At 60.9% G+C, this 22479-nt stretch carries 22 protein-coding genes and 1 riboswitch; of the genes, 19 read left to right on the forward strand and 3 right to left on the reverse strand.

Annotation, left to right across the window (positions count from 1 at the left end):
• The first annotated feature begins 6 nt into the window (after positions 1–6).
• The 9 genes from VR71_RS04325 to VR71_RS04365 all read left to right on the forward strand — a co-directional run bounded on the left by VR71_RS04325 (position 7) and on the right by VR71_RS04365 (position 10911).
• Positions 7–264 (forward strand): sarcosine oxidase subunit delta, encoded by a 258-nt coding sequence (locus VR71_RS04325; protein ID WP_045681517.1) that lies wholly within the window; start codon positions 7–9, stop codon positions 262–264.
• Positions 261–3191: a sarcosine oxidase subunit alpha family protein gene (locus VR71_RS04330; protein ID WP_045681519.1), complete on the forward strand. Its 2931-nt coding sequence runs from the start codon at positions 261–263 to the stop codon at positions 3189–3191. Before VR71_RS04325 ends, VR71_RS04330 begins: the two co-directional genes overlap by 4 nt.
• On the forward strand, positions 3184–3741 hold the full coding sequence (locus tag VR71_RS04335) for a sarcosine oxidase subunit gamma (RefSeq protein WP_045681521.1): 558 nt from the start codon (positions 3184–3186) through the stop codon (positions 3739–3741). Before VR71_RS04330 ends, VR71_RS04335 begins: the two co-directional genes overlap by 8 nt.
• Before the next feature lie 62 nt (positions 3742–3803).
• A complete protein-coding gene (locus VR71_RS04340; RefSeq protein WP_009818249.1) occupies positions 3804–4091 on the forward strand; it encodes a hypothetical protein in 288 nt (95 codons plus the stop codon).
• A gap of 40 nt (positions 4092–4131) precedes the next feature.
• Entirely contained in the window at positions 4132–6084 is a 1953-nt protein-coding gene (gene dnaG / locus VR71_RS04345; RefSeq protein ID WP_045681524.1) for a DNA primase, read from the forward strand.
• 119 nt (positions 6085–6203) lie between these two features.
• Entirely contained in the window at positions 6204–8189 is a 1986-nt protein-coding gene (rpoD, locus tag VR71_RS04350) for an RNA polymerase sigma factor RpoD (RefSeq protein ID WP_045681526.1), read from the forward strand.
• 108 nt (positions 8190–8297) lie between these two features.
• Positions 8298–8573, forward strand: a complete 276-nt coding sequence (locus VR71_RS04355; RefSeq protein ID WP_045681528.1) for an HlyU family transcriptional regulator — start codon at positions 8298–8300, stop codon at positions 8571–8573.
• A 309-nt stretch (positions 8574–8882) separates the two neighbouring features.
• Entirely contained in the window at positions 8883–10112 is a 1230-nt protein-coding gene (gene fabB, locus VR71_RS04360; protein WP_045681530.1) for a beta-ketoacyl-ACP synthase I, read from the forward strand.
• 7 nt (positions 10113–10119) lie between these two features.
• Entirely contained in the window at positions 10120–10911 is a 792-nt protein-coding gene (locus VR71_RS04365; RefSeq protein ID WP_045681532.1) for an enoyl-ACP reductase, read from the forward strand.
• A gap of 42 nt (positions 10912–10953) precedes the next feature.
• On the opposite strand, the gene VR71_RS04370 is transcribed toward VR71_RS04365, so the two are convergent.
• Entirely contained in the window at positions 10954–11745 is a 792-nt protein-coding gene (locus VR71_RS04370; RefSeq protein WP_045681562.1) for a calcium-binding protein, read from the reverse strand.
• Between the two features lie 165 nt (positions 11746–11910).
• Here VR71_RS04370 and VR71_RS04375 point away from each other — a divergent pair, with 165 nt between their 5' ends.
• Entirely contained in the window at positions 11911–12222 is a 312-nt protein-coding gene (locus VR71_RS04375) for a hypothetical protein (protein ID WP_045681534.1), read from the forward strand.
• 7 nt (positions 12223–12229) lie between these two features.
• Here the strand turns inward: VR71_RS04375 and VR71_RS04380 are convergent, their stop codons facing one another.
• The gene (locus tag VR71_RS04380; RefSeq protein ID WP_045681536.1) at positions 12230–13105 is read right to left on the reverse strand and encodes a glycosyltransferase family 2 protein; all 876 of its coding nucleotides are present in this window, start codon (positions 13103–13105) and stop codon (positions 12230–12232) included.
• A gap of 126 nt (positions 13106–13231) precedes the next feature.
• Between VR71_RS04380 and miaB the strand changes: the two genes are divergently transcribed.
• The 9 genes from miaB to VR71_RS04425 all read left to right on the forward strand — a co-directional run bounded on the left by miaB (position 13232) and on the right by VR71_RS04425 (position 21749).
• Entirely contained in the window at positions 13232–14554 is a 1323-nt protein-coding gene (miaB, locus tag VR71_RS04385) for a tRNA (N6-isopentenyl adenosine(37)-C2)-methylthiotransferase MiaB (protein WP_040651465.1), read from the forward strand.
• Positions 14555–14817: 263 nt separating this feature from the next.
• Positions 14818–15318: an OmpA family protein gene (locus VR71_RS04390; RefSeq protein WP_254656482.1), complete on the forward strand. Its 501-nt coding sequence runs from the start codon at positions 14818–14820 to the stop codon at positions 15316–15318.
• 12 nt (positions 15319–15330) lie between these two features.
• Entirely contained in the window at positions 15331–15636 is a 306-nt protein-coding gene (locus VR71_RS04395) for a hypothetical protein (protein WP_009818260.1), read from the forward strand.
• A 185-nt stretch (positions 15637–15821) separates the two neighbouring features.
• Positions 15822–16796 (forward strand): PhoH family protein, encoded by a 975-nt coding sequence (locus tag VR71_RS04400; RefSeq protein ID WP_009818261.1) that lies wholly within the window; start codon positions 15822–15824, stop codon positions 16794–16796.
• A gap of 6 nt (positions 16797–16802) precedes the next feature.
• Entirely contained in the window at positions 16803–17291 is a 489-nt protein-coding gene (ybeY, locus tag VR71_RS04405) for an rRNA maturation RNase YbeY (protein WP_045681538.1), read from the forward strand.
• A gap of 41 nt (positions 17292–17332) precedes the next feature.
• Complete coding sequence (locus VR71_RS04410; protein WP_009818263.1) at positions 17333–18220, forward strand: transporter associated domain-containing protein; 888 nt, start codon at positions 17333–17335, stop codon at positions 18218–18220.
• Positions 18213–19733: an apolipoprotein N-acyltransferase gene (gene lnt, locus VR71_RS04415; RefSeq protein WP_045681540.1), complete on the forward strand. Its 1521-nt coding sequence runs from the start codon at positions 18213–18215 to the stop codon at positions 19731–19733. Before VR71_RS04410 ends, lnt begins: the two co-directional genes overlap by 8 nt.
• A 38-nt stretch (positions 19734–19771) precedes the next feature.
• Positions 19772–19819, forward strand: a riboswitch (SAM-SAH riboswitch).
• 5 nt (positions 19820–19824) lie between these two features.
• Positions 19825–20991, forward strand: a complete 1167-nt coding sequence (metK, locus tag VR71_RS04420) for a methionine adenosyltransferase (RefSeq protein ID WP_045681542.1) — start codon at positions 19825–19827, stop codon at positions 20989–20991.
• A gap of 44 nt (positions 20992–21035) precedes the next feature.
• Positions 21036–21749, forward strand: a complete 714-nt coding sequence (locus tag VR71_RS04425; RefSeq protein WP_045681543.1) for a tRNA (guanosine(46)-N(7))-methyltransferase TrmB — start codon at positions 21036–21038, stop codon at positions 21747–21749.
• A 66-nt stretch (positions 21750–21815) separates the two neighbouring features.
• On the opposite strand, the gene VR71_RS04430 is transcribed toward VR71_RS04425, so the two are convergent.
• A complete protein-coding gene (locus VR71_RS04430; RefSeq protein ID WP_045681545.1) occupies positions 21816–22448 on the reverse strand; it encodes a sulfotransferase family protein in 633 nt (210 codons plus the stop codon).
• Positions 22449–22479: the final 31 nt, after the last annotated feature.

A 22479-nucleotide genomic window follows, 5' to 3' on the forward strand; every position in this document is an offset into this window, starting at 1 on the left:
GGTGAGATGAGACTTGGCTGTCCGATCTGTGGCGAACGGGATCGTCGCGAGTTCTATTATCAGGGGGCGGCGTTGACGCGGCCCGAAGGTGAGGCTTGGGCACCGGAGTGGGATGATTACATCCACAACCGCGAGAACCCGGCGGGCGTGACCCGTGATTTGTGGCAGCATGAACAGGGCTGTGGCGCGTGGCTGATCGTGACACGCAACACGGTCACGCATGAGGTTTTGCACGTCGCACTTGCAGCGGAGGTCAGCGCATGAGGATCGAGGATAAGGGGCTGGTCGACCGCAGGCACCCGGTGAGTTTTCATTTCGACGGGCGTCGCTATGAGGGGTTCGCAGGCGACACTCTGGCCTCGGCGCTCTTGGCCAATGGCGTGCGGATGGTGGCGCGGTCCTTTAAATATCACCGCCCGCGCGGGGTTATGACGGCAGGCAGCGAGGAGCCGAATGCTCTGGTGACGGTGGGGCGAGGGGCGGCGCAAGAGCCGAACCTGAGGGCCACGACGGTCGAGGTGCAAGAGGGGCTCTGGGCGCGCAGTCAGAACCGCTGGCCGACGCTGGGTTTGGATGTGCTGGCCGTCAATGATCTCTTTGCACCGTTTCTGGGCGCAGGGTTCTATTACAAGACCTTCATGTGGCCGAAGCGCTTTTGGGAGGGGATTTACGAGCCGATGATCCGTCGCGCTGCGGGACTGGGCGCGTTGTCGGGTGAGGCCGCAGAGGATCGCTATGAACGGGCCTTTGCGCATTGCGATGTGCTGGTCATCGGCGCGGGACCTGCCGGTCTGATGGCCGCACGCGCCGCAGCGGAGGCGGGCGCTGATGTGATCCTGGCCGAAGAGGACACGCGCCTTGGCGGGCGCTTGCTTGCGGAGACGGAAGAGGTCGATGGTCTGGCCTGCGTCGATTGGGTGGAGGAGGTCGCGGCGGAGCTGGCAGCGATGCCGAATGTGCGGATCATGACGCGGACGGCGGTCACGGGGGCCTATGATGGGGGCACCTATGGCGCGCTGGAGCGGCTGGCCCCGTACGTGGTAGAGAGATCGCATGCACCCAAGGGGTGTTTCTGGCGGATCGTGGCGCGGCGCGCGGTGCTGGCGGCGGGCGCGTTGGAGCGGGCCATTGCCTTTCCCAATAATGACCGGCCCGGCGTGATGATGGCGGGGGCGGTGCGGGCCTATGTCAACCGCTGGGGCGTGGCGCCGGGGCAGAGCACGGTGGTGTTTGGCAACAATGACAGCGCGCATCGCACGGTGGCCGATTTGCAGGCGGCGGGGGTGCATGTTGCGGCGCTGATCGACGCGCGGTCCTACGCGCGGTGCGACCTCGACGTGCCCTTCTATCCCGGTGCGCAGATTTGCGGAACCTCAGGACGGCGGGCGTTGGAGGCCGTGCAGATTGCCATGCCCAAGGGTGAGGACAGAATTGCCGCCGATTGCCTCGCGATTTCGGGCGGATGGAATCCTTCGGTGCATCTGGCCTGCCATATGGGCGCGCGGCCCGTGTGGGATGCGGCGCGGCAGGCATTCTTGCCACCCGAGGGGGCGGTGCCGGGGATGCGTGTGGCAGGGGCGGCGAGTGGCGCGTTTTCCACACGCACCTGTCTGGAGAGCGGATTGACCGAGGGTGCGCGCGCGGCGGTGGAGCTTGGGTTTCATGCGCCCGATCTGGCTGCGCCGATGGCGGGCGATGCTACCTATGACATTTTCCCGCTCTGGCAGGTGCCGGGCAAGGGCCGAGCCTGGCTCGATTTCCAGAATGATGTGACGGTCAAGGATGTGGTGCAGGCCGCAGCCGAGAACTTTCGCTCGGTCGAGCATATGAAGCGCTACACGACGCAGGGTATGGCACCGGATCAGGGCAAGAATTCCAACGTCGCCGCCTTGGCGGTGCTGGCAGACGCGACCGGGCAGGGTATTGCCGAAACCGGCACCACCACCTTTCGCCCGCCCTATGTGCCGGTGCCGATTGCGGCCTTGGGGGCCGGGGGCAAGGGCAAAGGTTTTGCCCCCGAACGGCGCACCACCTCGCATGCCGAAAGTATCGCGCGCGGCGCGCCGATGATCGAGGCGGGGCTATGGTATCGGCCCAGCTATTTCCCGCAGAAAGGCGAGAGCCATTGGCGGCAATCCTGCGACCGCGAGGTGACGATGGTGCGCGGATCGGTTGGTATCTGCGATGTGTCCACCCTCGGCAAGATCGACGTGCAAGGCCCGGATGCGGCACGGTTTCTCGATTTCGTCTATACCAACATGTTCTCGACGCTGAAGGTGGGCCGCGTGCGGTATGGTCTCATGCTGCGTGAGGATGGGCATGTCATGGATGATGGCACCTGCGCGCGCATGGGCGAGACGCATTTCGTGATGACCACCACTACGGCGGCGGCGGGGCAGGTGATGCGGCATCTGGAGTTTGTCTCTCAGGTGTTGCGGCCCGACTGGGACGTGCGGATCATCTCCGTCACAGAACAATGGGCGCAATTCGCCGTTGCCGGACCGCAAGCGCGGGAGTTGCTGAATGGGGTGCTGGAGGCAGAGATCGACGACGCCGGATTTCCCTATATGGCCTGCGGCGCGGTGCAGATCGGCGGGGTCGCGGCGCGGCTCTTTCGGATTTCGTTCTCGGGCGAGCATGCCTATGAAATTGCGGTGCCCGCGCGCTATGGGGCGGCTCTTTTTGCCGCGTTGGTCAAGCGCGCCGAGGGGATGGGCGGCGGGGCTTACGGGCTGGAGGCGCTCAATGTCCTGCGGATCGAGAAAGGCTTTATCACCCATGCCGAAATACATGGTCGCGTGACCGCGTTTGACATTGGGATGCAGGCAATGATGAGCACCAAGAAGGATTTCATCGGCAAAGCGGCGGCATCGCGGGTCGGGTTGACCGAGGCGGGCCGCGAGCAATTGGTGGGTTTGAAACCGGTGGGCGCGGTCAAGGAACTGCTGGCGGGCGCACATATCTTTGACGAGGCAGCCGAGGCGGTGCGTGACACGGATCAGGGCTATGTCACGAGTGCCTGTTATTCGCCCAGCCTAGGCCATGTCATCGGTATGGGGTTTTTGAAGCGCGGACCGGTGCGGATTGGTGAGCGGGTGCGCGTTGTCGATCATCTGCGCAAGTCCGAGACGATTTGCGAGGTGATGAAACTGGTGCAGGTCGATCCCGAAGGAGGGCGGTTGCGTGGGTGATTTGAGGGCATTGACCCCCTGTGCGGGCCTTTTGCCGGTGACGGTGGGGGGCTTGAAACTGAGCGAAGTCGCTGCGGGGCGGATCACGTCGCTGGCGCCTTATCGGGGATGCGAGGCGACCTTGTCCGAAGTGATGCAGGCGGCGCATGGTTTGGCATGGCCGGAGCCGGGACGCATGACCGGGGGCGCAGAGGCGCGGGCTATCTGGTTCGGGCGCGAAATGGCGTTGTTGATCGGTCCTGATCCGGTGAGCGGTTTGGCGGATCACGCGGCGCTGAGCGATCAATCGGACGCTTGGGCCGTTTTGCAGCTTGAGGGACGGCAGGCGGGCGAGGTACTGGCGCGGCTATGTCCGCTCGATCTGCGGGCTTCGGTGTTTGAGCCGGGACATACCGCACGCACGGAGTTGGCGCATATGGCGGGATCGGTCAGCCGGATAGCGACGGATCTCTGGCAGGTCATGGTATTTCGCTCGATGGCGACAACCTTGGTCCATGAGGTGGAAACCGCCATGCGACGGGTCGCAGCGCGGCATATTTCCCCAACGTGAGGCACTGACAAAGCGCTCAGAATATCCTAAGCACGTCGCGACTGATAGATATGAGGTGCGCGATGCGTCTGATCCTGATTGCTGCCCTGACCCTGTTGCCGGTAACGGCCGTTGCTGAGAATCCCATCTGTGCGCCCACTGGCGAAATAGTGGGTCGTGCGGTGGAGGCGCGCAAATCCGGTGAGGACGCGCCGGAGACGATCACGGCGATCAGTGCGGATATGGTGGGCGATCTGGCTGCCTATGAGCCTGCTGTTCAGCCCTTGGTCGATTGGGTCTATTCGCTGACCGAAGCGGAGATGGCCGAGGATGTGGCAGGAAGCTATGTAGCCCAGTGCGAGGCGCAGTAAGCCCTCTGGACTCTGAGCCGCGCGCGTCCAATATAGGGGCATGAGCCTGCCCCCCGGATTTCTCGACGAATTGCAAAGCCGCCTCTCGCTCTCCCAAGTGGTCGGGCGCAAGGTGACGTGGGACAATCGCAAATCCAATCAAGGCAAAGGCGACATGTGGGCGCCTTGCCCCTTTCATCAGGAAAAAACCGCGTCTTTTCATGTGGATGACCGAAAGGGATTTTACTATTGCTTTGGCTGTCACGCCAAGGGGGACGCGATCGCGTTTGTCCGTGAGACCGAGAATGTCGATTTCATGGAAGCGGTGAAAATCCTCGCGGCTGAGGCGGGCATGCCGATGCCCGAGCGTGATCCACAGGCGCAGACCAAGGCGGATCGGCGCGGGCAGTTGATCGAGGTGATGGAGCAGGCGGTCAAATATTTCGGCCTGCAATTGCGCAGCGGGGCCGGGGCTGCGGCGCGCGACTATCTCAAGGGACGCAATCTGACTGAGGCGACGCAGGCCCAGTTCGATATGGGTTTTGCCCCCGACGGCTGGCAAGGTCTGTGGGAGCATCTGACCGGCAAGGGCGTGCCGCCCGAGATGATCATGGCCTGCGGTCTTGCCAAGGACAGCACCAAGGGTGGCAAGCCCTATGACACATTCCGCAACCGGATCATGTTTCCGATCCGCGATGCGCGCGGGCGCTGCATTGCCTTTGGCGGGCGGGCGATGGACCCGAATGACAATGCCAAGTATCTGAATTCGCCGGAAACCGAACTCTTCGACAAATCCCACACGCTCTATAATCACGGGCCTGCACGCGAGGCGTCGGGCAAGGGCCAGACGCTGATCGTGGCCGAGGGTTATATGGATGTGATCGCGCTGGTTGCAGCAGGATTTGGGGCGGCGGTGGCCCCTCTGGGCACGGCTGTGACCGAGCATCAATTGCAACTCATGTGGCGGATCAGCTCTGAGCCGGTGATTGCATTGGATGGCGATACCGCCGGGCTGCGCGCAGCCTACCGGGTGATTGATCTGGCGCTGCCGCTCTTGGAAGCTGGGAAATCGCTGCGCTTTGCGCTGATGCCTGAGGGCAAGGACCCGGACGATGTGTTGCGCTCGGAGGGGTCAAGCGCGGTGCAAGCGCATATCGAGGGCGCATGGCCCATGGTGCAGCTCTTGTGGCAGCGTGAGACGGAGGGGCGCGATTTCGACAGCCCGGAGCGCAAGGCGGCGCTCGACAAGGTGCTGCGCGAGAAGATCATGATGATTCGCGATCCCTCGATCCGCAGTCACTACGGGCAGGCGATCAAGGACCTGCGCTGGCAACTTTTCAATCCGCGTCGCAGCGCCAGCACTTTCACGCCTCGCACCCGTGGCGGCAAATGGCCACCACCGGAACCGGCGCGGGCGGTGACGAAATCCTCGATGCTGGTGGCTTCGGGCGCGGGCGGAGAGATCCACCTTCGGGAGGCGGTCATTCTGGCAACGCTGATCTGCTGCCCATCGGTCATGGCGCGGTTCGAGACAGGGATCGAACAGCTGGAATGTCGCGATCCGGATCATGCGCGACTGCGCGAGATCATCCTGCGGTATGAAAGTGGCGATGTGGAGGCTCTGCGCGAGCAGATCGAAGCCGAGATTGGTCTCGGGCCCCTTGAAAAGCTGATGAGTTTGCCCCATGTCGCTTTGATCCCCCCAGTCCGGCATCCCGGTGATGAGGATCTGGCAACCATGACCCTGAGCGAGGAGTTGGCCAAGCTCAAGGCGCAGCGTGGGTGGCTGGCAGAAGTCTCCGAAGCCAGCCAGGATATCGACGGGCTAGCCGACGAGGCGCTGACATGGCGGTTGGGACAGGCGGCAGAGGCGCGTAATCGCGCAACACGCAGCCAGCAAGAGGACAGGGCAGAATACGATCTGGGCGAGAACGGAGCGCGGATCAAACGTGATGAGAAAGAACAGTTCAACGCCTTGCTCGGCAAGATAACCTTTTCTAAACCGGGACGATGACTGTTTTTCGTAAGGAAGTGCTGAAGAAATCGGAGTAGACGGGTGTGCGAATCAAGATATCGCGCTATTGATTCGGGTCAACCGAATCACCTGTCCCGCCCATAGCTGAGGAGTCATTCATGGCCGCCAAAGATACCGACGATCAAAAGCCCGACGAGTCGGATACCGAGGTTTCGCTTGATATGAGCCAAGCGGCGGTCAAGCGGATGATCGCTGAGGCGCGTGAAAAGGGGTTCATCACCTACGACCAGTTGAACGAAGTTCTGCCGCCGGATCAGGTGTCGTCGGAGCAGATCGAGGATGTGATGTCGATGCTCTCGGAGATGGGCATCAATATCATCGAGGCCGAGGATGCAGAAGAGGAAGAGGGCCGCTCGACCGCTGTTGCAGAGATCGGGCGTCGGGGTGAGATCACTCTGGGCTCTGGCAAGGAAGAGAAACTCGACCGGACCGACGATCCCGTGCGCATGTATCTGCGCGAGATGGGATCGGTCGAACTTTTGAGCCGCGAGGGCGAGATTGCCATCGCCAAGCGGATCGAGGCCGGGCGCAATACGATGATCGCGGGTCTCTGCGAAAGCCCGCTGACCTTTCAGGCGATTACAATCTGGCGCGACGAACTTTTGGGCGAAGACATTCTGTTGCGCGATGTGATCGACCTTGAGGCGACCTTTGGCACGCAACTGGGCGATGAGGATGCAGAGCCGGTGGTCGGCGCCGCCAATGTCACCAGCGCCCCCGGCAATCTGGGTCGAGATGACAACGAGCCCGATCTTGATGCCGATGGCAATCCGATCCATTCCGATGACGACGATGAAGAAGACGAGCAGGCCAATATGAGCCTTGCCGCGATGGAGGCTGCTCTCAAGCCCCGTGTGCTTGAGACATTGGACCGCATCGCGGATGACTACGCCAAGCTCAGCGAGATGCAGGACAGCCGGATTTCCGCGACGCTGAACGAGGATGGCTCGTTCAGCCGCGAACAGGAGCAGACCTATCAGACCCTGCGTAGCGAGATTGTCGAACTGGTCAATGAGCTGCATCTCCACAACAACCGCATCGAGGCGCTGATTGATCAGCTCTACGGCATCAACCGCCGGATCATGCAAATCGACAGTGCCATGGTCAAACTGGCCGATCAGGCGCGTATCAACCGTTCGGAATTCGTCGAGGAATATCGCGGGCGCGAGTTGGACCCCAACTGGCTGGACGATATGGCGCGCAAGGCCGGGCGTGGCTGGCAGATGTTCATCGAGCGCAGCCCCGAGAAAGTGTCGGAACTGCGGGCCGATATGGCGCAGGTCGGCCAATATGTCGGTCTCGATATCTCGGAATTCCGCCGGATCGTGCAGCAGGTGCAGAAGGGCGAGAAAGAGGCACGCCAAGCCAAGAAGGAAATGGTCGAAGCCAACCTGCGGCTGGTGATCTCGATCGCCAAGAAATACACCAACCGTGGCCTGCAATTCCTTGATCTCATTCAGGAAGGCAATATCGGCCTGATGAAAGCGGTGGACAAGTTCGAGTATCGCCGGGGCTATAAATTCAGCACCTATGCAACCTGGTGGATCCGTCAGGCGATCACGCGGAGCATCGCGGATCAGGCGCGCACCATCCGGATTCCGGTGCATATGATCGAGACGATCAACAAGCTGGTGCGCACGGGCCGTCAGATGCTGCACGAGATTGGCCGCGAACCGACGCCGGAAGAACTGGCCGAAAAGCTGCAGATGCCGCTGGAAAAGGTCCGCAAGGTGATGAAGATCGCCAAGGAGCCGATTTCGCTGGAAACGCCGATCGGCGACGAGGAAGACAGCCAGCTTGGCGATTTCATCGAGGATAAAAACGTTATTCTTCCGTTGGATAGCGCTATTCAGGACAACCTCAAGGAAACCACGACGCGGGTTCTGTCATCCCTCACCCCGCGCGAAGAGCGGGTTTTGCGGATGCGGTTCGGCATTGGCATGAACACCGATCACACGCTGGAAGAGGTGGGGCAACAGTTCTCTGTGACCCGAGAACGTATCCGTCAGATCGAGGCCAAGGCGCTGCGTAAGCTGAAGCATCCCAGCCGGAGCCGCAAGCTGCGGAGTTTCCTGGATCAGTAGGGTGGGTGAAAATCCACAATTGAAAACAGGGGGTTATGGGGTGCGCAATGAATGCGCACCCTACGGGCATTTCGCCCATCCAGTCGTTTGAACCAAATCGGAGGCCGCATGTCGATCCTGTCGCGATTGTTTGGGGGCAAGCCCAAGGCAGAACCAGAGGTGCAGGCGGAAATATACAAGGATTTCCGTATCTTCCCCGCACCGCAGGCCGCGGAAGGCGGCTATCGGGTCGCGGCGCGGATCGAGAAGGACATCGCAGGCGAGGTGAAGGTGCATCAGCTTTTGCGGGCCGATACCATTGCCAGTCTGGACGAGGCCAATGCGTTTTGCGTGCGTAAGGCCAAGCAGGTCATCGACGAGCAGGGCGATGCAATTTTCCGCTGAATGACGGCCCGATCGGATCATCCATCGAGGTTTGGCTGTGTACAGCCTGTGCCATGTGTACGCGGGTTTTATACGCAGGGCTTTGCGTGGTGATCCTGGCCTGTCCAACGGGCGGCCCGTTCACGGATTGGTTGGGTTTGGGCGCGTTCGGGCTGTTTACGATTGGGGCTGCGGTCGGCTGATCTCTGGGGGAGAGTTGCGAAATTCGTTACCTGAGCGTGCGTTGCCTGCGTCGTGATCCCCGCTAACCGCTTGCCCCTCAACTCACGCTGTCTTACAGAGGCTGTAACAAAGCAGAGGGAGGCACCCATGCGTCGTGTCGTCGTAACCGGTCTGGGGATTGTCTCCAGCATTGGCAACAACGCTTCTGAGGTTCTGGCCGCGCTCCGCGAGGGCCGGTCGGGCATCACCGCAAATGAGGCCATGGCCGAACATGGCTTTCGCAGCCGGGTGGCCGGGGCGATCAAGCTCGATGTGACCGAGCATGTGGAAAAGCGCGCATTACGGTTCATGGGGGGTGGGGCAGCCTATGCCTATATCGCCATGGGTCAGGCCATCGCCGATGCGGGGCTAGAGGAAAGCGACGTGATCAACCCGCGTACCGGGGTTGTCGCGGGATCGGGCGGGCCGTCCACAAGCGCCATGCTGACGGCGCATCAGGTGGCTCTGGAAACCGGATCGACCAAGCGGATCGGGCCGTTTGCCGTGCCCAAGACGATGTGTTCGACGATTTCGGCCAATCTGGCCACGTCCTACAAGATCAAGGGTCTCAACTATTCGATCACCTCGGCCTGTTCCACGAGCCTGCATTGCATTGGCCATGCCGCGGAGCAGATCATGTTCGGCAAGCAGGATGTGATGTTTGCGGGCGGTGGTGAGGAATTGGATTGGTCGCTGTCGTGTCTCTTTGATGCGATGGGGGCGATGTCGTCCAGGTATAACGACACGCCCGCGACCGCGAGCCGCGCCTTTGACGTGGGGCGCGACGGGTTCGTGATCTCGGCGGGGGGCGGCATTGTCGTGCTCGAGGAATTGGAGCGTGCCAAGGCGCGCGGGGCCAAGATCTATGCCGAGGTGACGGGCTATGGCGCCACGTCGGACGGCGCAGATATGGTGGCGCCCTCGGGCGAGGGCGGCGAACGGGCGATGCGGCTGGCGGTGGCGACGCTGCCCGAAGGGCGGCGCGTGAGCTATATCAACGCGCATGGCACCTCGACACCCGTGGGCGATGTGGGCGAGGTCGAGGCCGTGCGGCGGGTGTTTGGTCAGGGCAGCACGCCGCCGATCAGTTCCACCAAGTCGATGACGGGCCATTCCCAAGGGGCCACGGGCGCGCAGGAGGCGATTTATTGCCTCTTGATGCTGGAGAATGATTTCATTGCCCCGTCGATCAACGTGCAAACGCTTGATCCTGCGCTTGATCCGAAGGAGATTGCGACGGTGCGGGTGGACAAGGCTGGGCTGGATACGGTGATGACCAATTCCTTTGGCTTTGGTGGCACGAATGGCTCGATGCTGTTGAGCAAATATCACGGATGAGACGCAGATGACGAATGCAATGCAAGGCAAGCGCGGCCTGATCATGGGGGTGGCGAATGACCGCTCCATCGCTTGGGGGATCGCTCGAGCCATGCATGCGGCGGGGGCGGAGTTGGCCTTTTCCTATCAGGGTGAGAATTTTGCCAAGCGGGTGGAGCCGCTCGCGGCGAGCGTTGGGTCTGATTTTTTGCTGGATGTCGATGTGACCGACGATGCCTCGCTTGATGCGGCATTCGAGGCATTGGCGGGGCGGTGGCCGACGATTGATTTCGTGGTGCATGCGATTGCCTATTCCGACAAGTCGGAATTGACGGGGCGGTTCTTGAACACCAGCCGCGCCAATTTCAAGCATTCGCTGGAAATCTCGGCCTATTCCTTCATCGAGGTGGCGCGGCGCGCCTATCCGATGATGAAGGATCAGGGTGGCTGTCTGCTGACCCTGACCTATCAGGGGTCGAACAAGGTGGTTCCGAACTACAATGTGATGGGCGTGGCCAAGGCGGCGCTGGAATCGGCGACGCGCTATCTGGCGAATGATCTGGGGCCGGATGGGATCCGCGTCAATGCGATCAGCCCCGGACCGATGAAAACGCTGGCCGGGGCCGCGATCGGCGGCGCGCGCAAGACGTTTCGCCATACCGAGATCAATGCACCGATGCGGGCCAATGCGACGCTGGAGGCCATCGGCGGCACGGCGGTCTATCTGGCGTCCGATGCCGGGGCCTGCACCAGTGGTGAGATCATCCATGTCGATGGTGGCTATCACGTGCTGGGCATGCCGCAGGCCGAGAACCTCTGATCCGGGCGCACGCCCCCACCAGTGGCAGGGGCGTGGCAATCCTCACAGGATGAAATCATCCGAGTCGAGTTGCGACAGGCTGAAATCGCGCAGGGTGAGTTCATATGCGCCAAAGTCGAGCACGATATTGGTGCCAGAGACGCGCGCGGCACTGAGCACATCATCGAAATCGTTGACGCCGTTGATGCCGGTCAGGTCGATCTGATCGTCGCCGGGCTCAAAATCGGTGATCACGTCGCGCCCGAACTTGAACACAAAGGTATCGGCCCCCTCGCCGCCGGTCATCACGTCATTGCCATGGCCACCGTCGATGAGGTCATTGCCCTCGCCGCCCGAGAGCGTATCGCGCCCGCCGCCGCCGCGCAGGATGTCATTGCCTTCGCCGCCAAAGAGGCGATCCGCGCCGGTGCCCGCGTTCAGGACGTCGTCACCTGAGCCACCGTTCATCACGTCACTGCCTGTGCCGCCCGACATCGTGTCATTGCCTTCGCCACCAAACATCTGATCATTGCCGGTGCCGCCGGTGAGCAGATCGTTGCCTTCGCCAGCGTCGACCGTGTCGTTACCGTCGCCACCAAAGAGGCTGTCATCGCCGCTCTCGTCGCTGAGGCTGTCATTGCCGAGGCCGCCGTAGAGCGCATCTTCGCCCTTGCCGCCCTCGATGGTGTCATTCCCTGCGCCGCCCCTGAGTTGGTCGCCATCGTCATTGCCGTTGATGGCGTCATTGCCACTCCCGCCCAAGATTGTGTCATTGCCATCAAGCCCGACGATCTGATCCGCAAAGGCGGTGCCGATCAGGCGGTCTGCGCTGTCGGTTCCTGTGAGTTGTGCCATTGTCGTGGTCCCTTTGTTCATGCGCCGGAGATGGGCGCGATTGCATTCCCTGTCCCAAGTCGCAGTGACCGGGGATGTCAGGAGAACGCGTGGGCGCGAGGTTTATTCCGGGGTGGAGCTGACTTTTGCCATAATCTTGCCATGGGAAATTGTGAGGTTTCGCGCATGACCCATGCGCGCCCTTTTTCTGACTCTGCCGAGACCAAAGCGGCGGCCCGTGCCCGGCGGGCGCAACGATGGGCATGGCTGACAGGCGTCTCATTGCTGGTCTGCGGGGTGATTGCGATATGGCAAGAGCCTGCGCTTGCCCCTGAGGTGCATGATGGTTTGCAGGGTCTGGTCACACTGGCCCAAGGTGTGATCGACGGCAATGAGACGGTCCGCGCCATGCTGACCCGGTTGGATGGGGGCGTCGATCTGGCAAAGGACGCAGGGCTTGATCCGGTGACTGCGCTGCTGCTGCGGGCGCAGAATTAAGCGCCGTTCAGAACCACTGTCCCGGTTCCATCAGACCCAAATCCAGCAATTGCCGTGAGTGCCATTCGAAGGGAATGGAATTGTGCCATTTGAAGCTGTGGATGTCGAAGGTCGAGCCGGGATTGCGTTTGAGCGCCTTGGCGGTGCGAAAGGACACGATGGCGCTGGTCAGGTTGTGATGCCAAGGGCAGGCGTAGGTGTTGTATTCTTCGTCCGAGAAGCTGTGATCATCGCGCAGCCGCAATTCTGGTTTCGCACGAAAGAGGGCGATGCGGTCGATCTTGCGGCGTTTGGCAGGGATATGTTCCTCGTACCGCCAGCGTAGGCCACCGTAGAAATCAAGCTGGCGTTCCTTGGGGTGGTTGTGCTTGTCAACATCGGGACGGGCGAGCGCATAATAGCCGGACTTGTCCATATGGGCCGCCTCGAGGCAGACGGCGTTTGGGTAGGTTTCCAGATCGTCGGCGTAGAGGTCGATCACATAGGTCAGCATCGCGTCGCGCCGTTCTTCGGTGTGAAAGGCAAGCATTTCGCCGACGGTGCGTGTTTCGCAGAATGGGTAGAACAGATACTCGGCGTTATAGCAGTAATACAGCCAGAGACCGGGGGCGGCGGCGATCAGGGCGTTGACCGCGTCGGTGAGGCTGTCGCCAGAGGCCAGATCGTGACGGATGCGGTGCAGGCCCGGGGCCTCGGTCACGTCTCGCGCCAGAGAAAACGTATCCGGCGCAAACAGCAGGACAGCGGCAAAGCCGGTGTCGAGGTGATGGCGCAGGGTGGAATTCAGCTCGGTTTCGTCCTCGGCGAACACCATGGCAATCGGACCCTTGGCAAGCGCCTTACCGGGGGCGGCGAGAAAGGTCTTGAGATCGGGTGCGCTCATGTTTTGGTCTGCCTCTGATCCATGCTCTTCTTTTGATGGCAGACTCCGCCAAACGCTCAGGCATTGCAAGTGCCCACTGCTGTGATGTAGTCAAGCGACCTGAACCCAATGGCGGAGGCCGGGCGCATGGCGGATGTGAAAAAGCTCTATATCAAGACCTATGGCTGTCAGATGAATGTCTATGACAGCGAGCGTATGGCCGAGGCTATGGGCGGCGCAGGCTATGTCGAGACGCAAGATCCGGCAGAGGCCGATATGATCCTGCTCAACACCTGTCATATCCGCGAGAAGGCCGCCGAGAAGGTCTATTCCGAACTGGGGCGGATGCGGCAATTCAAGGATGACAAGCCCGATCTCAAGATTGGCGTGACGGGCTGCGTGGCGCAGGCCGAGGGCGAAGAAATCATGCGTCGTCAGCCATTGGTCGATCTTGTGGTGGGTCCGCAAAGCTATCACCGGCTGCCCGAGATGGAGGCGCAGGTGCGCGCGGGCGGCAAGGCGCTTGATACGGATTTTCCGCTTGAGGACAAGTTTGACAAGCTGCGCCACCGGCCCAAGGCGGCGCGTGGTCCGACGGCGTTTTTGACCGTGCAGGAGGGGTGCGACAAGTTCTGCGCTTTTTGTGTTGTGCCCTACACGCGCGGCTCTGAGGTCAGCCGCCCTGTGGCGCGGGTGCTGGAAGAGGCGCGTGATCTGGTCGAGCGGGGCGTGCGTGAGATCACGCTGCTGGGTCAGAACGTCAATGCCTATCACGGGGCCGGTGAGGGCGGAGACTGGGGTCTTGCGCGGCTTATCTGGGCGCTCAATGACATTGACGGGCTGGAGCGTATCCGCTTTACCACGAGTCATCCGAATGACATGGATGACGATCTGATCGCAGCGCATGGCGACTGTGCCAAGCTGATGCCCTATCTGCATTTGCCCGTGCAGTCGGGCAGCGACAAAATTCTGAAACGGATGAACCGCAGCCATACTGCCGAGAGCTATTTGCGGCTGATCGAGCGGATTAGGGCGGCGCGGCCCGATATCCTTATTTCGGGGGATTTCATCGTGGGTTTTCCCGAGGAGACCGAAGAAGATTTTCAGGCGACGCTGGATCTGATCGAGGCGGTGACCTATGGCTATGCGTTCTCGTTCAAATATTCCACCCGTCCGGGCACGCCGGCCGCGGAGCGGGCGCAAGTGGCTGAGGCGGTCAAGACCGAGCGGCTGCACCGTCTGCAAGACTTGATCGCCCGTCAGCAGCGTGCGGCGCAGAATTCGATGGTCGGACGCACCGTCGGCGTGCTGTTTGAGAAGCCGGGCCGGATGCCCGGTCAGATGGTGGGCAAGTCCGATTATCTGCATGCCGTGCATGTGACCGGCGATGTGGCGGTCGGGGATCTGCGCCAAGTTGAAATCATCGAGAGTGGGCCGAACTCGCTGGCCGGGCGTCTGCTTTCGCATTGAAATTTCACTGATTTCCGCGCTTTCGTGACGAAATGTGGCGTAAGCGTGGCATTGTTTCCCCATTAGCCACAATATCTGGTGGAATTTGCTTCACTTTAGGGCAATTGTTGATACTATTCTTCCCTATTATAGGGTTGGGAGCTTTGGTTTGGGTATCCTCGCCGCGGGGCAATAAAAGGACTGGGGTCGTGACGAAAATCATTTCGAGAGCGCTGCGCGAACTGGTGCGGGGGGCAAGTGCCATTGCTCTTGGCATCGCGGTGATGGCGAGTGGCGTGTCTGCGCAACAGCAACGGACGGTCGTTGGGGAACGCTACATTCCCACGATCTGGGTGGACCCGGATGGATGTGAGCATTGGGTGATGGACGACGGGGCCGAAGGCTATATGAGCCCGCATGTCACGCGGCAAGGTATTCCTGTTTGTCGGGAGGCGAACCTCTGCGGCGTGGTGAATACCGATCAGCTCTTTGCCACGGATAGTTCGCGCATCGGCGCATCGGGGCAGCAACGGTTGCGTGAGTTTTTTCAGCAAGCGAATGCCGTGTCCTATACGATCGTTGGCCATACCGACAGCCGCGCCTCGGACGAATACAACATGGGTCTGTCGCTGCGCCGCGCCAATTCCGTTGCGGCAGTGGCCCGCGGAATCGGGGCCAGCATCGCGGATGTGCGCGGTTACGGGGAACGGATGCCGAAGGCGTCTAACAACACTGCCGAAGGCATGGCGCAGAACCGCCGTGTCGAAATCCTGTGCTGGCGCTGAGGGGGCTGAGCTATGAAAACCTATAAAATCGCGCTCGCCCTGCCCATGGTCGGACTTTTGGCGGCCTGTGACGCGGGTCCGGACAAAACACTTGATCGCAACTTTTTTGACAAGGGCCACCTGAGCCAGATGCAGGCTGGGATCTGGGTCGATCCGAACGGCTGTGATCACTGGATCATCGACGACGGTGTGGAAGGCTACCTGTCGCAGCGTCTGGACAAGTTCGGCAAGCCGGTTTGTTCCGGCATCGCCCCGCCGACCGTTGCGACCGGTAATTTCAAACAGGGTTCCACCAATCTCATTGGCGATCCGATCTGATCCGGATCTGTGCCACTGCCAAGAAATCATACGGGCCCGGTGAGGCCCGTATTTTTTTCCGCCGGTTTCGGGTCATTTGAGGCTGGCTGCTTGCGCATGGTCACGCATCTTGGCACTGTGTAAGGGAACCTTTGAGTCTGTGGGAGATTTGCTTGGGAAATAGCGCACCGCCCCCCGCCGCCGATATGGCCTCGATGCATGAGGCCGTAATCGACTTCCCCGATAACATGCTGCTGATCGACCTCTGCGGCGAATATGACCGAAACCTTGCCGAGATTGAGCGCAAGCTGGGTGTTCAGATCGTCCGGCGCGGCAACCACCTGTCAGTGTTGGGAGATGATGGCCCTGTGAAGGAGGCGGCGGGCGTTTTGCAGGCGCTCTATTCCCGGCTGGAAAGTGGGCGCGCTGTTGAGAGCGGCGACGTGGACCGTGAATTGCGGATGGGCGGATCTGAGGTGGAGACCGGCGCACTGACCGGCGATCAGCTTGAGATGTTCAAGAGCGGCCCGGTCGAGATCAAGACCCGCAAGAAATACGTGGAGCCCCGCACAGAGGCGCAGAAATCCTATGTGCGGTCGCTGTTTCAGCATGAGTTGGCCTTTGGTATCGGGCCTGCGGGCACTGGCAAGACCTATCTGGCCGTGGCCGTTGGGGTCAATATGTTCATCGAAGGGCATGTGGACCGGATCATCCTGAGCCGTCCGGCGGTCGAGGCGGGCGAGAAGCTGGGTTATTTGCCCGGCGACATGAAGGACAAGGTCGATCCCTATATGCAGCCGCTCTATGATGCGCTGAATGATTTCCTGCCCGGAAAACAGGTGCAAAAGCTGATCGAGGAAAAGAAGATCGAGATTGCGCCGCTGGCGTTCATGCGCGGGCGCACGCTGTCGAATGCCTTTGTGGTGCTGGATGAGGCGCAAAATGCGACCTCGATGCAGATGAAGATGTTTTTGACGCGTCTGGGCGAGGGCAGTCGGATGGTGATCACCGGCGACCGCACGCAGATCGACCTTCCGCGCGGTGTGCCGTCGGGGTTGGCGGATGCGGAGCGGTTGTTGACGCGCATTCCGCAGATCAGTTTCAACTATTTCACCTCCAAGGATGTCGTGCGGCATCCGCTGGTTGCCGCGATCATCGAGGCCTATGAGGCGGAAGGCTGATCCGGCATGCTCTGCGATGTGGTGATCGAGGACGACCGCTGGCAGGCGGCGGGACTGGAGCATTTGGCCGAGCGCGCGGCGCGCGCGACGCTGGAGCATCTGAGCCTTGATCCTGAGGCGTGGGAAATCAGCGTCCTCGGATGCGACGATGCGCGGATCGCGGCGCTCAATGAGGATTTCCGCGACAAGCCGCAGCCTACGAATGTGTTGAGTTGGCCAAGTGAGGAACGCGGGGCGGAGAAGGCAGGCGCACGGCCCGGTCTGCCGGTTTCCGGCCCTGATCCCGAACTCGGGGATATCGCAATTGCTTGGGAAACCTGCCTGCGTGAAGCAGCAGAGGGCGATAAATCGCTTGCAGACCATGTGACGCACCTGATTGTGCATGCGGTGTTACATTTGCTGGGCTATGATCACCTGCGTGACCAAGATGCCACTCTGATGGAGACAACAGAGGTGGAGATACTTGGCAAACTGGGGGTCTCTGACCCATATTAGCCGTGCTGGGGCCTTGTGCCCTGTCACCTGGAAAGAGATGGATGGGCGAGAGTATAGACGGATCGTCTACGGCAGCGCAGAGCGCGCCGTCTGAAGACGAGAAGGATACCGAAGACTCGGGCGGATTTTTCCGCCGGATACTTGGGGTTTTTTCGACAACTGATGAAGCGGCTGAGGCCGAAGATCAGCATGCTGCTCCGGCAAACGGGGTGCCAGGCATGGGAAACCTGCGGCATATGGCAGTCGAGGATGTGGCCATCCCCAAGGCTGACATTGTGTCGGTCCCTGATACGATCACGAAAGAGGATCTGGTGCATGTGTTCCGCGACAGCGGCATGTCACGCCTGCCGGTCTATGACGGCACACTGGATACTCCAACTGGCATGATCCACCTCAAGGATTTTGCGCTCAAACACGGGTTCAACGGTGGCAGTGAGGCGTTTGTTCTCAATGACATGCTGCGGCCCTTGCTCTTTGTGCCGCCTTCGATGCCGATTGGGGTGCTTTTGCAAAAGATGCAGGCGGAACGGCGGCATATGGCGCTGGTGATCGACGAATACGGCGGTGTCGACGGTCTGGTGACCATTGAGGACCTGATTGAGCAAGTCGTCGGCGAGATCGAGGATGAGCACGACATCGACGAGGGCCAATACTGGACGCTGGAAAGACCCGGCTGTTACGTGGCCTTGGCGAAAACGCCGCTTGAGGATTTTGAAGCCGAGATCGGTCAATCGCTGACCGAGTCGGATGAGATCGACGAGGAAGAGATCGACACGCTTGGCGGGTTGGTTTTTATGCTGTTGGGGCGTGTGCCGGTGCGCGGTGAGGTGATCGAGCATCCTGCGGGCCCGGTGATCGAGGTGATGGAGGCCGATCCGCGCCGGATCAAGCGGGTGCGCGTGCGCCTGCCAGAGGCGAAGAATGGCTGAAACAGGCCGCGCTGCGGTGCTTGCCTGTCGGATTGCGGGCTTGCCACGCCGCTGGCGCATTCTGCTGGAGGGTGGGATCGGGGCTGTGGCAGCTCTTGGGCAGGCGCCAGTCGGTGCCTGGCCTTTGACCGTTGTGGCGCTGGCGCTGAGTTTCGGCCTGTTTTTGCGGAGCGGGAACTGGCGGCAGGCGGCCGGGTTGGGTTGGGCGCTTGGCACCGGGTATTTTCTGGTCTCGCTCAATTGGATCATAGAGCCGTTTCTGGTGGACGTGGCGCGGCACGGCTGGATGGCACCCTTTGCGCTCTTGGGATTGGCGGGGGGACTCGCGCTCTTTTGGGCGGCGGGTTTTGCGCTTGGCCGGATCATGGGCGGTGGGGCCCTTGGGTTCATCGGTGGTCTGGGGGTGCTGGAACTGGCACGCGGCTATGTTTTGACGGGGTTTCCCTGGGCGCAGCCGGGGCATGTTCTGATCGACACGCCGCTCTTGCATTGGGCCTCATATCTCGGCTCCGCCGGGCTGATGGCGCTGGTTTTGCTGGCGGGCGTCGTGCTCTGGCAGGGGCTGAGAGGCACGCGTGTCGGCTTGCTCGGGGTCGTGGGGCTCGCGGTTTTGTGGCCGATTGGTGCGGGTTTGACCCCCGAGGCCGCAGCGGGGCCGGACGCGGCCATCGTGCGGCTGATCCAGCCCAATGCGCCGCAGAATGAAAAATGGCGTCCCGAAAAGATGCGCGAATTCTTTGACCGACAGGTGATGTTTTCGGCGGCGGGTGAGACACGGCCCGACCTGATCGTCTGGCCGGAAACGGCTGTGCCGGTGATGCTTGAGAATGCAGCACGGACGCTTGAGGTGATTTCAGAGGCGGCGGGTGCTGTGCCGGTGGTGGTGGGCTTGCAACGCTACGATGCACAGCGGCTCTTTAATACGCTGGCGCTGGTCGAGGCGGGGGGCCGTGTGGCGGCCGTCTATGACAAGCATCATCTGGTGCCCTTTGGCGAATACATGCCTTACGGCGACCTCCTGGCGGAGTGGGGCATTCACGGCATGGCCTCCAAGGATGGTCAGGGGTTTTCGCCCGGTCCGGGGGCGCAGGTGATCGACATGGGGACGCTTGGCCGGGCCTTGCCCCTGATCTGCTATGAGGGGGTTTTCGCGCAGGATCTGCGATCGGCACCAGAGCGGGCGGATTTTATCCTGCTGATCACCAATGACGCCTGGTTTGGCAAGTTTTCCGGGCCTTATCAGCATCTTGCGCAGGCGCGGCTGCGCAGCGCGGAATTTGGCCTGCCGATGATCCGGGTTGCCAACACGGGTGTGTCGGCCATGATGGACGCCACGGGTCGGATCACCGAGGCGCTGCCCCTTGGGGAGGCGGGATGGCGGGATGCGGCGCTGCCACCTGCTTTGCCGCCGACGGTTTACGCGCGGCTGGGGGATGCGCCGATGCTGGCGGTTTTCCTTGTTTTGCTGGGGTTGTCACGGGTTGGCCACAGGCGTGCGAGACCGGTCAGATAGGCATTGACGCTGGCAATATGCGGGCGTAACCACGCTCTAATCCCCCACAACGGCTTCCTGGCGTGGCGGTGACATTCAATGGAGCATCTTCATGGCAAGACATAACTATCTTTTCACCTCCGAATCCGTTTCGGAGGGGCATCCGGATAAGGTTTGTGACCGGATTTCCGACGCGATCCTCGATGCGTTTCTGACCGAGGAGGCCAATGCGCGGGTTGCCTGCGAGACCTTTGCCACCACCAATTGCGTTGTTGTGGGCGGTGAGGTCGGTTTGACGGACAAATCCCGGCTGGCGGATTTCATGGGGCGGATCGACGGAATCGTGCGCGACTGCGTGCGTGATATCGGCTATGAACAAGACGCGTTCCATTGGAACACCTTGAAATTGCACAATATGTTGCATGCACAATCTGCGCATATCGCGCAGGGCGTGGATCGTGACGGGGCCGGGGATCAGGGGATCATGTTCGGCTATGCCGTTGATGAAACACCGGAATTCATGCCAGCCCCGATCCTTTACTCGCATGCGATCCTCAAGCGGTTGGCCGAAGTGCGCAAATCCGGGGCGGAGCCGACGCTGGGCCCCGATGCCAAATCGCAATTGACCCTGCGCTATGAGGGTGGTCGTCCGGTGGCGGTGACGCAGCTTGTGCTGTCGACGCAGCATGCGGATGAAAGCCAGACCAGCGACGATATTCGTGCAATTGTAGAGCCTTACATCCGCGAGGTGCTGCCTGCGGGCTGGTTGAGCGATGAGACCGAATGGCATGTGAACCCGACGGGCACCTTTGTGATTGGTGGACCGGATGGCGATGCGGGCCTGACAGGGCGCAAGATCATCGTGGATACCTATGGCGGGGCGGCCCCGCATGGCGGCGGCGCGTTTTCCGGCAAAGATCCGACAAAGGTAGACAGATCAGCGGCTTATGCGGCGCGCTATCTGGCGAAGAACGTCGTGGCGGCGGGTTTGGCGCAGAAATGCACCCTGCAACTGAGCTATGCGATTGGTGTGGCCAAGCCGTTGTCGATCTATGTCGATACCCACGGCACCGGACAAGTGCATGAAACTGCTATAGAAAATGCAGTGGCGCAATGTATGGACCTGACCCCGCGCGGCATCCGCGAGCATCTGGAATTGACGCGGCCAATCTATGCCCGCACCGCGGCCTATGGCCATTTCGGACGTGCGCCGGAGGCTGATGGCGGCTTTAGCTGGGAGCGGACCAACTTGGTTGACGCCCTGAAAAAAGCTGTGTGATCAAAGGGCTGGCGCATGATCTTCATGTGCCAGTTTAACAGAGAATGAGCCAAGACAGACATCCGACAGGCGCGCCGTGGCGCAATTTCTATGGCCGGTTCAAGGGTAAGACCCTGCGGCCGAGCCAAGAGACCTATCTGGATGAAGATCTCGCGAAATTGTCTCCGGGGGCCGTTGATTGGGACGTGAACCCAGAGCGGCAACCGATTGATCTAAAGTCATTTTTCGGAGATCGAGAGGTCTGGCTAGAGATCGGGTTTGGCGGCGGTGAGCATATGGTGCATCAGGCCGTTCAGAATCCGCAGGCCGGGATCATCGGGTGCGAGCCGTTCATCAACGGTGTGGCGATGCTCCTGGGGAAAATCCGGGCGGCGGAGGCACAAAATGTTGCGGTTTATCCGGGTGATGTCCGCAATATGTTCGATGTTTTGCCCGAGGAGTCGGTGTCTCGGGCGTTTCTCTTATATCCTGACCCATGGCCCAAAAAGCGCCATCACCGCAGGCGGTTCGTCACGCAGGAGCATTTAGCGCCACTCTGCAAGGTATTGAAAAAAGGCGCTATTTTTAGAGTTGCGACGGATATTCCGGATTATGTGCGGCAAACTCTGGAAGAGGTGCCGCGCGCGGGGTTCGAGTGGCTGGCAGACCGGCCCGCCGATTGGCGCGAACCATGGAATGATTGGATTTCAACACGTTACGAGCAAAAGGCACTGCGCGAGGGCCGCGTGCCGCATTACCTGACCTTTCGCAAGCTCTGAGGCGGGTGAGACCCGGACCTGTACGATTGTGCGGTGAAACCGTACGACCGCACGATGCCTTGCCCCCTAGGACGGTTCTCTGCCGAAATGTGCCCAGAATTCGTCGCGCGGGTTGGAGCGGGGAAAGGACGTGTCCGGCACCGGCACGTCGAGGAAATCGCAGAGCGGTTCCCAGCCATCGGCGACATGAAAAATCAGCAGCCGGTCGGCGGGGATCAGATCACGCACCGCCTGGTTGTTCGCCCGGTAGGCGGCAATCGCGCAATCGCGGTCGGTGTGATCCTCGAAGGTCTCCTTGAGAAACCATCCTGACATGATCTGGAATGTGTCGCGGATATGCGGCGGCAGGTCCATGCTGTGCTGGTGGGTAAAAAACTTGCTGATGGTGCTGTTGAAGCTGAACCACCAGTCACGCTCGGGCCGTTCCGTATGGATCACCTTGGCGTCGGGAAAAGCCTTGGTTGTTTGTTGCCAAACGGCGGCACCGGGCCAATCGACCTGTGAGGTGTAGCCCGCGAACACGGACTCCCAATCCACCGGTCTGTGGGCGGCGATGGCGCTCCAATGGGCGAGTTGTGCGGGGTTCTGCATGACCTCGAGCATGTGGTGACAGGGGCCAAAGCCCAACTGTTCGAGGGCAAGTTTGGTTGACATGGTTCCAGTGCGCCCGAAACCCGATCCGATGATTTTCAGGGTCATGATTACACCTCTCCTGACTGACCGGCCCAGA

Source organism: Roseovarius sp. BRH_c41 (assembly GCF_000961715.1).
In the GTDB taxonomy this organism is placed as follows: Bacteria; Pseudomonadota; Alphaproteobacteria; order Rhodobacterales; family Rhodobacteraceae; genus Roseovarius.

Excerpts from the sequence above, each read along its gene's own strand:
- VR71_RS04325 (WP_045681517.1), top strand. The coding sequence starts at position 7 with ATGAGACTTGGCTGTCCGATCTGTGGCGAACGGGATCGTCGCGAGTTC.
- VR71_RS04330 (WP_045681519.1), top strand. The coding sequence starts at position 261 with ATGAGGATCGAGGATAAGGGGCTGGTCGACCGCAGGCACCCGGTGAGT.
- VR71_RS04340 (WP_009818249.1), top strand. The coding sequence starts at position 3,804 with ATGCGTCTGATCCTGATTGCTGCCCTGACCCTGTTGCCGGTAACGGCC.
- dnaG (WP_045681524.1), top strand. The coding sequence starts at position 4,132 with ATGAGCCTGCCCCCCGGATTTCTCGACGAATTGCAAAGCCGCCTCTCG.
- rpoD (WP_045681526.1), top strand. The coding sequence starts at position 6,204 with ATGGCCGCCAAAGATACCGACGATCAAAAGCCCGACGAGTCGGATACC.
- VR71_RS04355 (WP_045681528.1), top strand. The coding sequence starts at position 8,298 with ATGTCGATCCTGTCGCGATTGTTTGGGGGCAAGCCCAAGGCAGAACCA.
- fabB (WP_045681530.1), top strand. The coding sequence starts at position 8,883 with ATGCGTCGTGTCGTCGTAACCGGTCTGGGGATTGTCTCCAGCATTGGC.
- VR71_RS04365 (WP_045681532.1), top strand. The coding sequence starts at position 10,120 with ATGACGAATGCAATGCAAGGCAAGCGCGGCCTGATCATGGGGGTGGCG.
- VR71_RS04370 (WP_045681562.1), bottom strand. The coding sequence starts at position 11,745 with ATGGCACAACTCACAGGAACCGACAGCGCAGACCGCCTGATCGGCACC.
- VR71_RS04375 (WP_045681534.1), top strand. The coding sequence starts at position 11,911 with ATGACCCATGCGCGCCCTTTTTCTGACTCTGCCGAGACCAAAGCGGCG.
- VR71_RS04380 (WP_045681536.1), bottom strand. The coding sequence starts at position 13,105 with ATGAGCGCACCCGATCTCAAGACCTTTCTCGCCGCCCCCGGTAAGGCG.
- miaB (WP_040651465.1), top strand. The coding sequence starts at position 13,232 with ATGGCGGATGTGAAAAAGCTCTATATCAAGACCTATGGCTGTCAGATG.
- VR71_RS04390 (WP_254656482.1), top strand. The coding sequence starts at position 14,818 with ATGGCGAGTGGCGTGTCTGCGCAACAGCAACGGACGGTCGTTGGGGAA.
- VR71_RS04395 (WP_009818260.1), top strand. The coding sequence starts at position 15,331 with ATGAAAACCTATAAAATCGCGCTCGCCCTGCCCATGGTCGGACTTTTG.
- VR71_RS04400 (WP_009818261.1), top strand. The coding sequence starts at position 15,822 with ATGGCCTCGATGCATGAGGCCGTAATCGACTTCCCCGATAACATGCTG.
- ybeY (WP_045681538.1), top strand. The coding sequence starts at position 16,803 with ATGCTCTGCGATGTGGTGATCGAGGACGACCGCTGGCAGGCGGCGGGA.
- VR71_RS04410 (WP_009818263.1), top strand. The coding sequence starts at position 17,333 with ATGGGCGAGAGTATAGACGGATCGTCTACGGCAGCGCAGAGCGCGCCG.
- lnt (WP_045681540.1), top strand. The coding sequence starts at position 18,213 with ATGGCTGAAACAGGCCGCGCTGCGGTGCTTGCCTGTCGGATTGCGGGC.
- metK (WP_045681542.1), top strand. The coding sequence starts at position 19,825 with ATGGCAAGACATAACTATCTTTTCACCTCCGAATCCGTTTCGGAGGGG.
- VR71_RS04425 (WP_045681543.1), top strand. The coding sequence starts at position 21,036 with ATGAGCCAAGACAGACATCCGACAGGCGCGCCGTGGCGCAATTTCTAT.
- VR71_RS04430 (WP_045681545.1), bottom strand. The coding sequence starts at position 22,448 with ATGACCCTGAAAATCATCGGATCGGGTTTCGGGCGCACTGGAACCATG.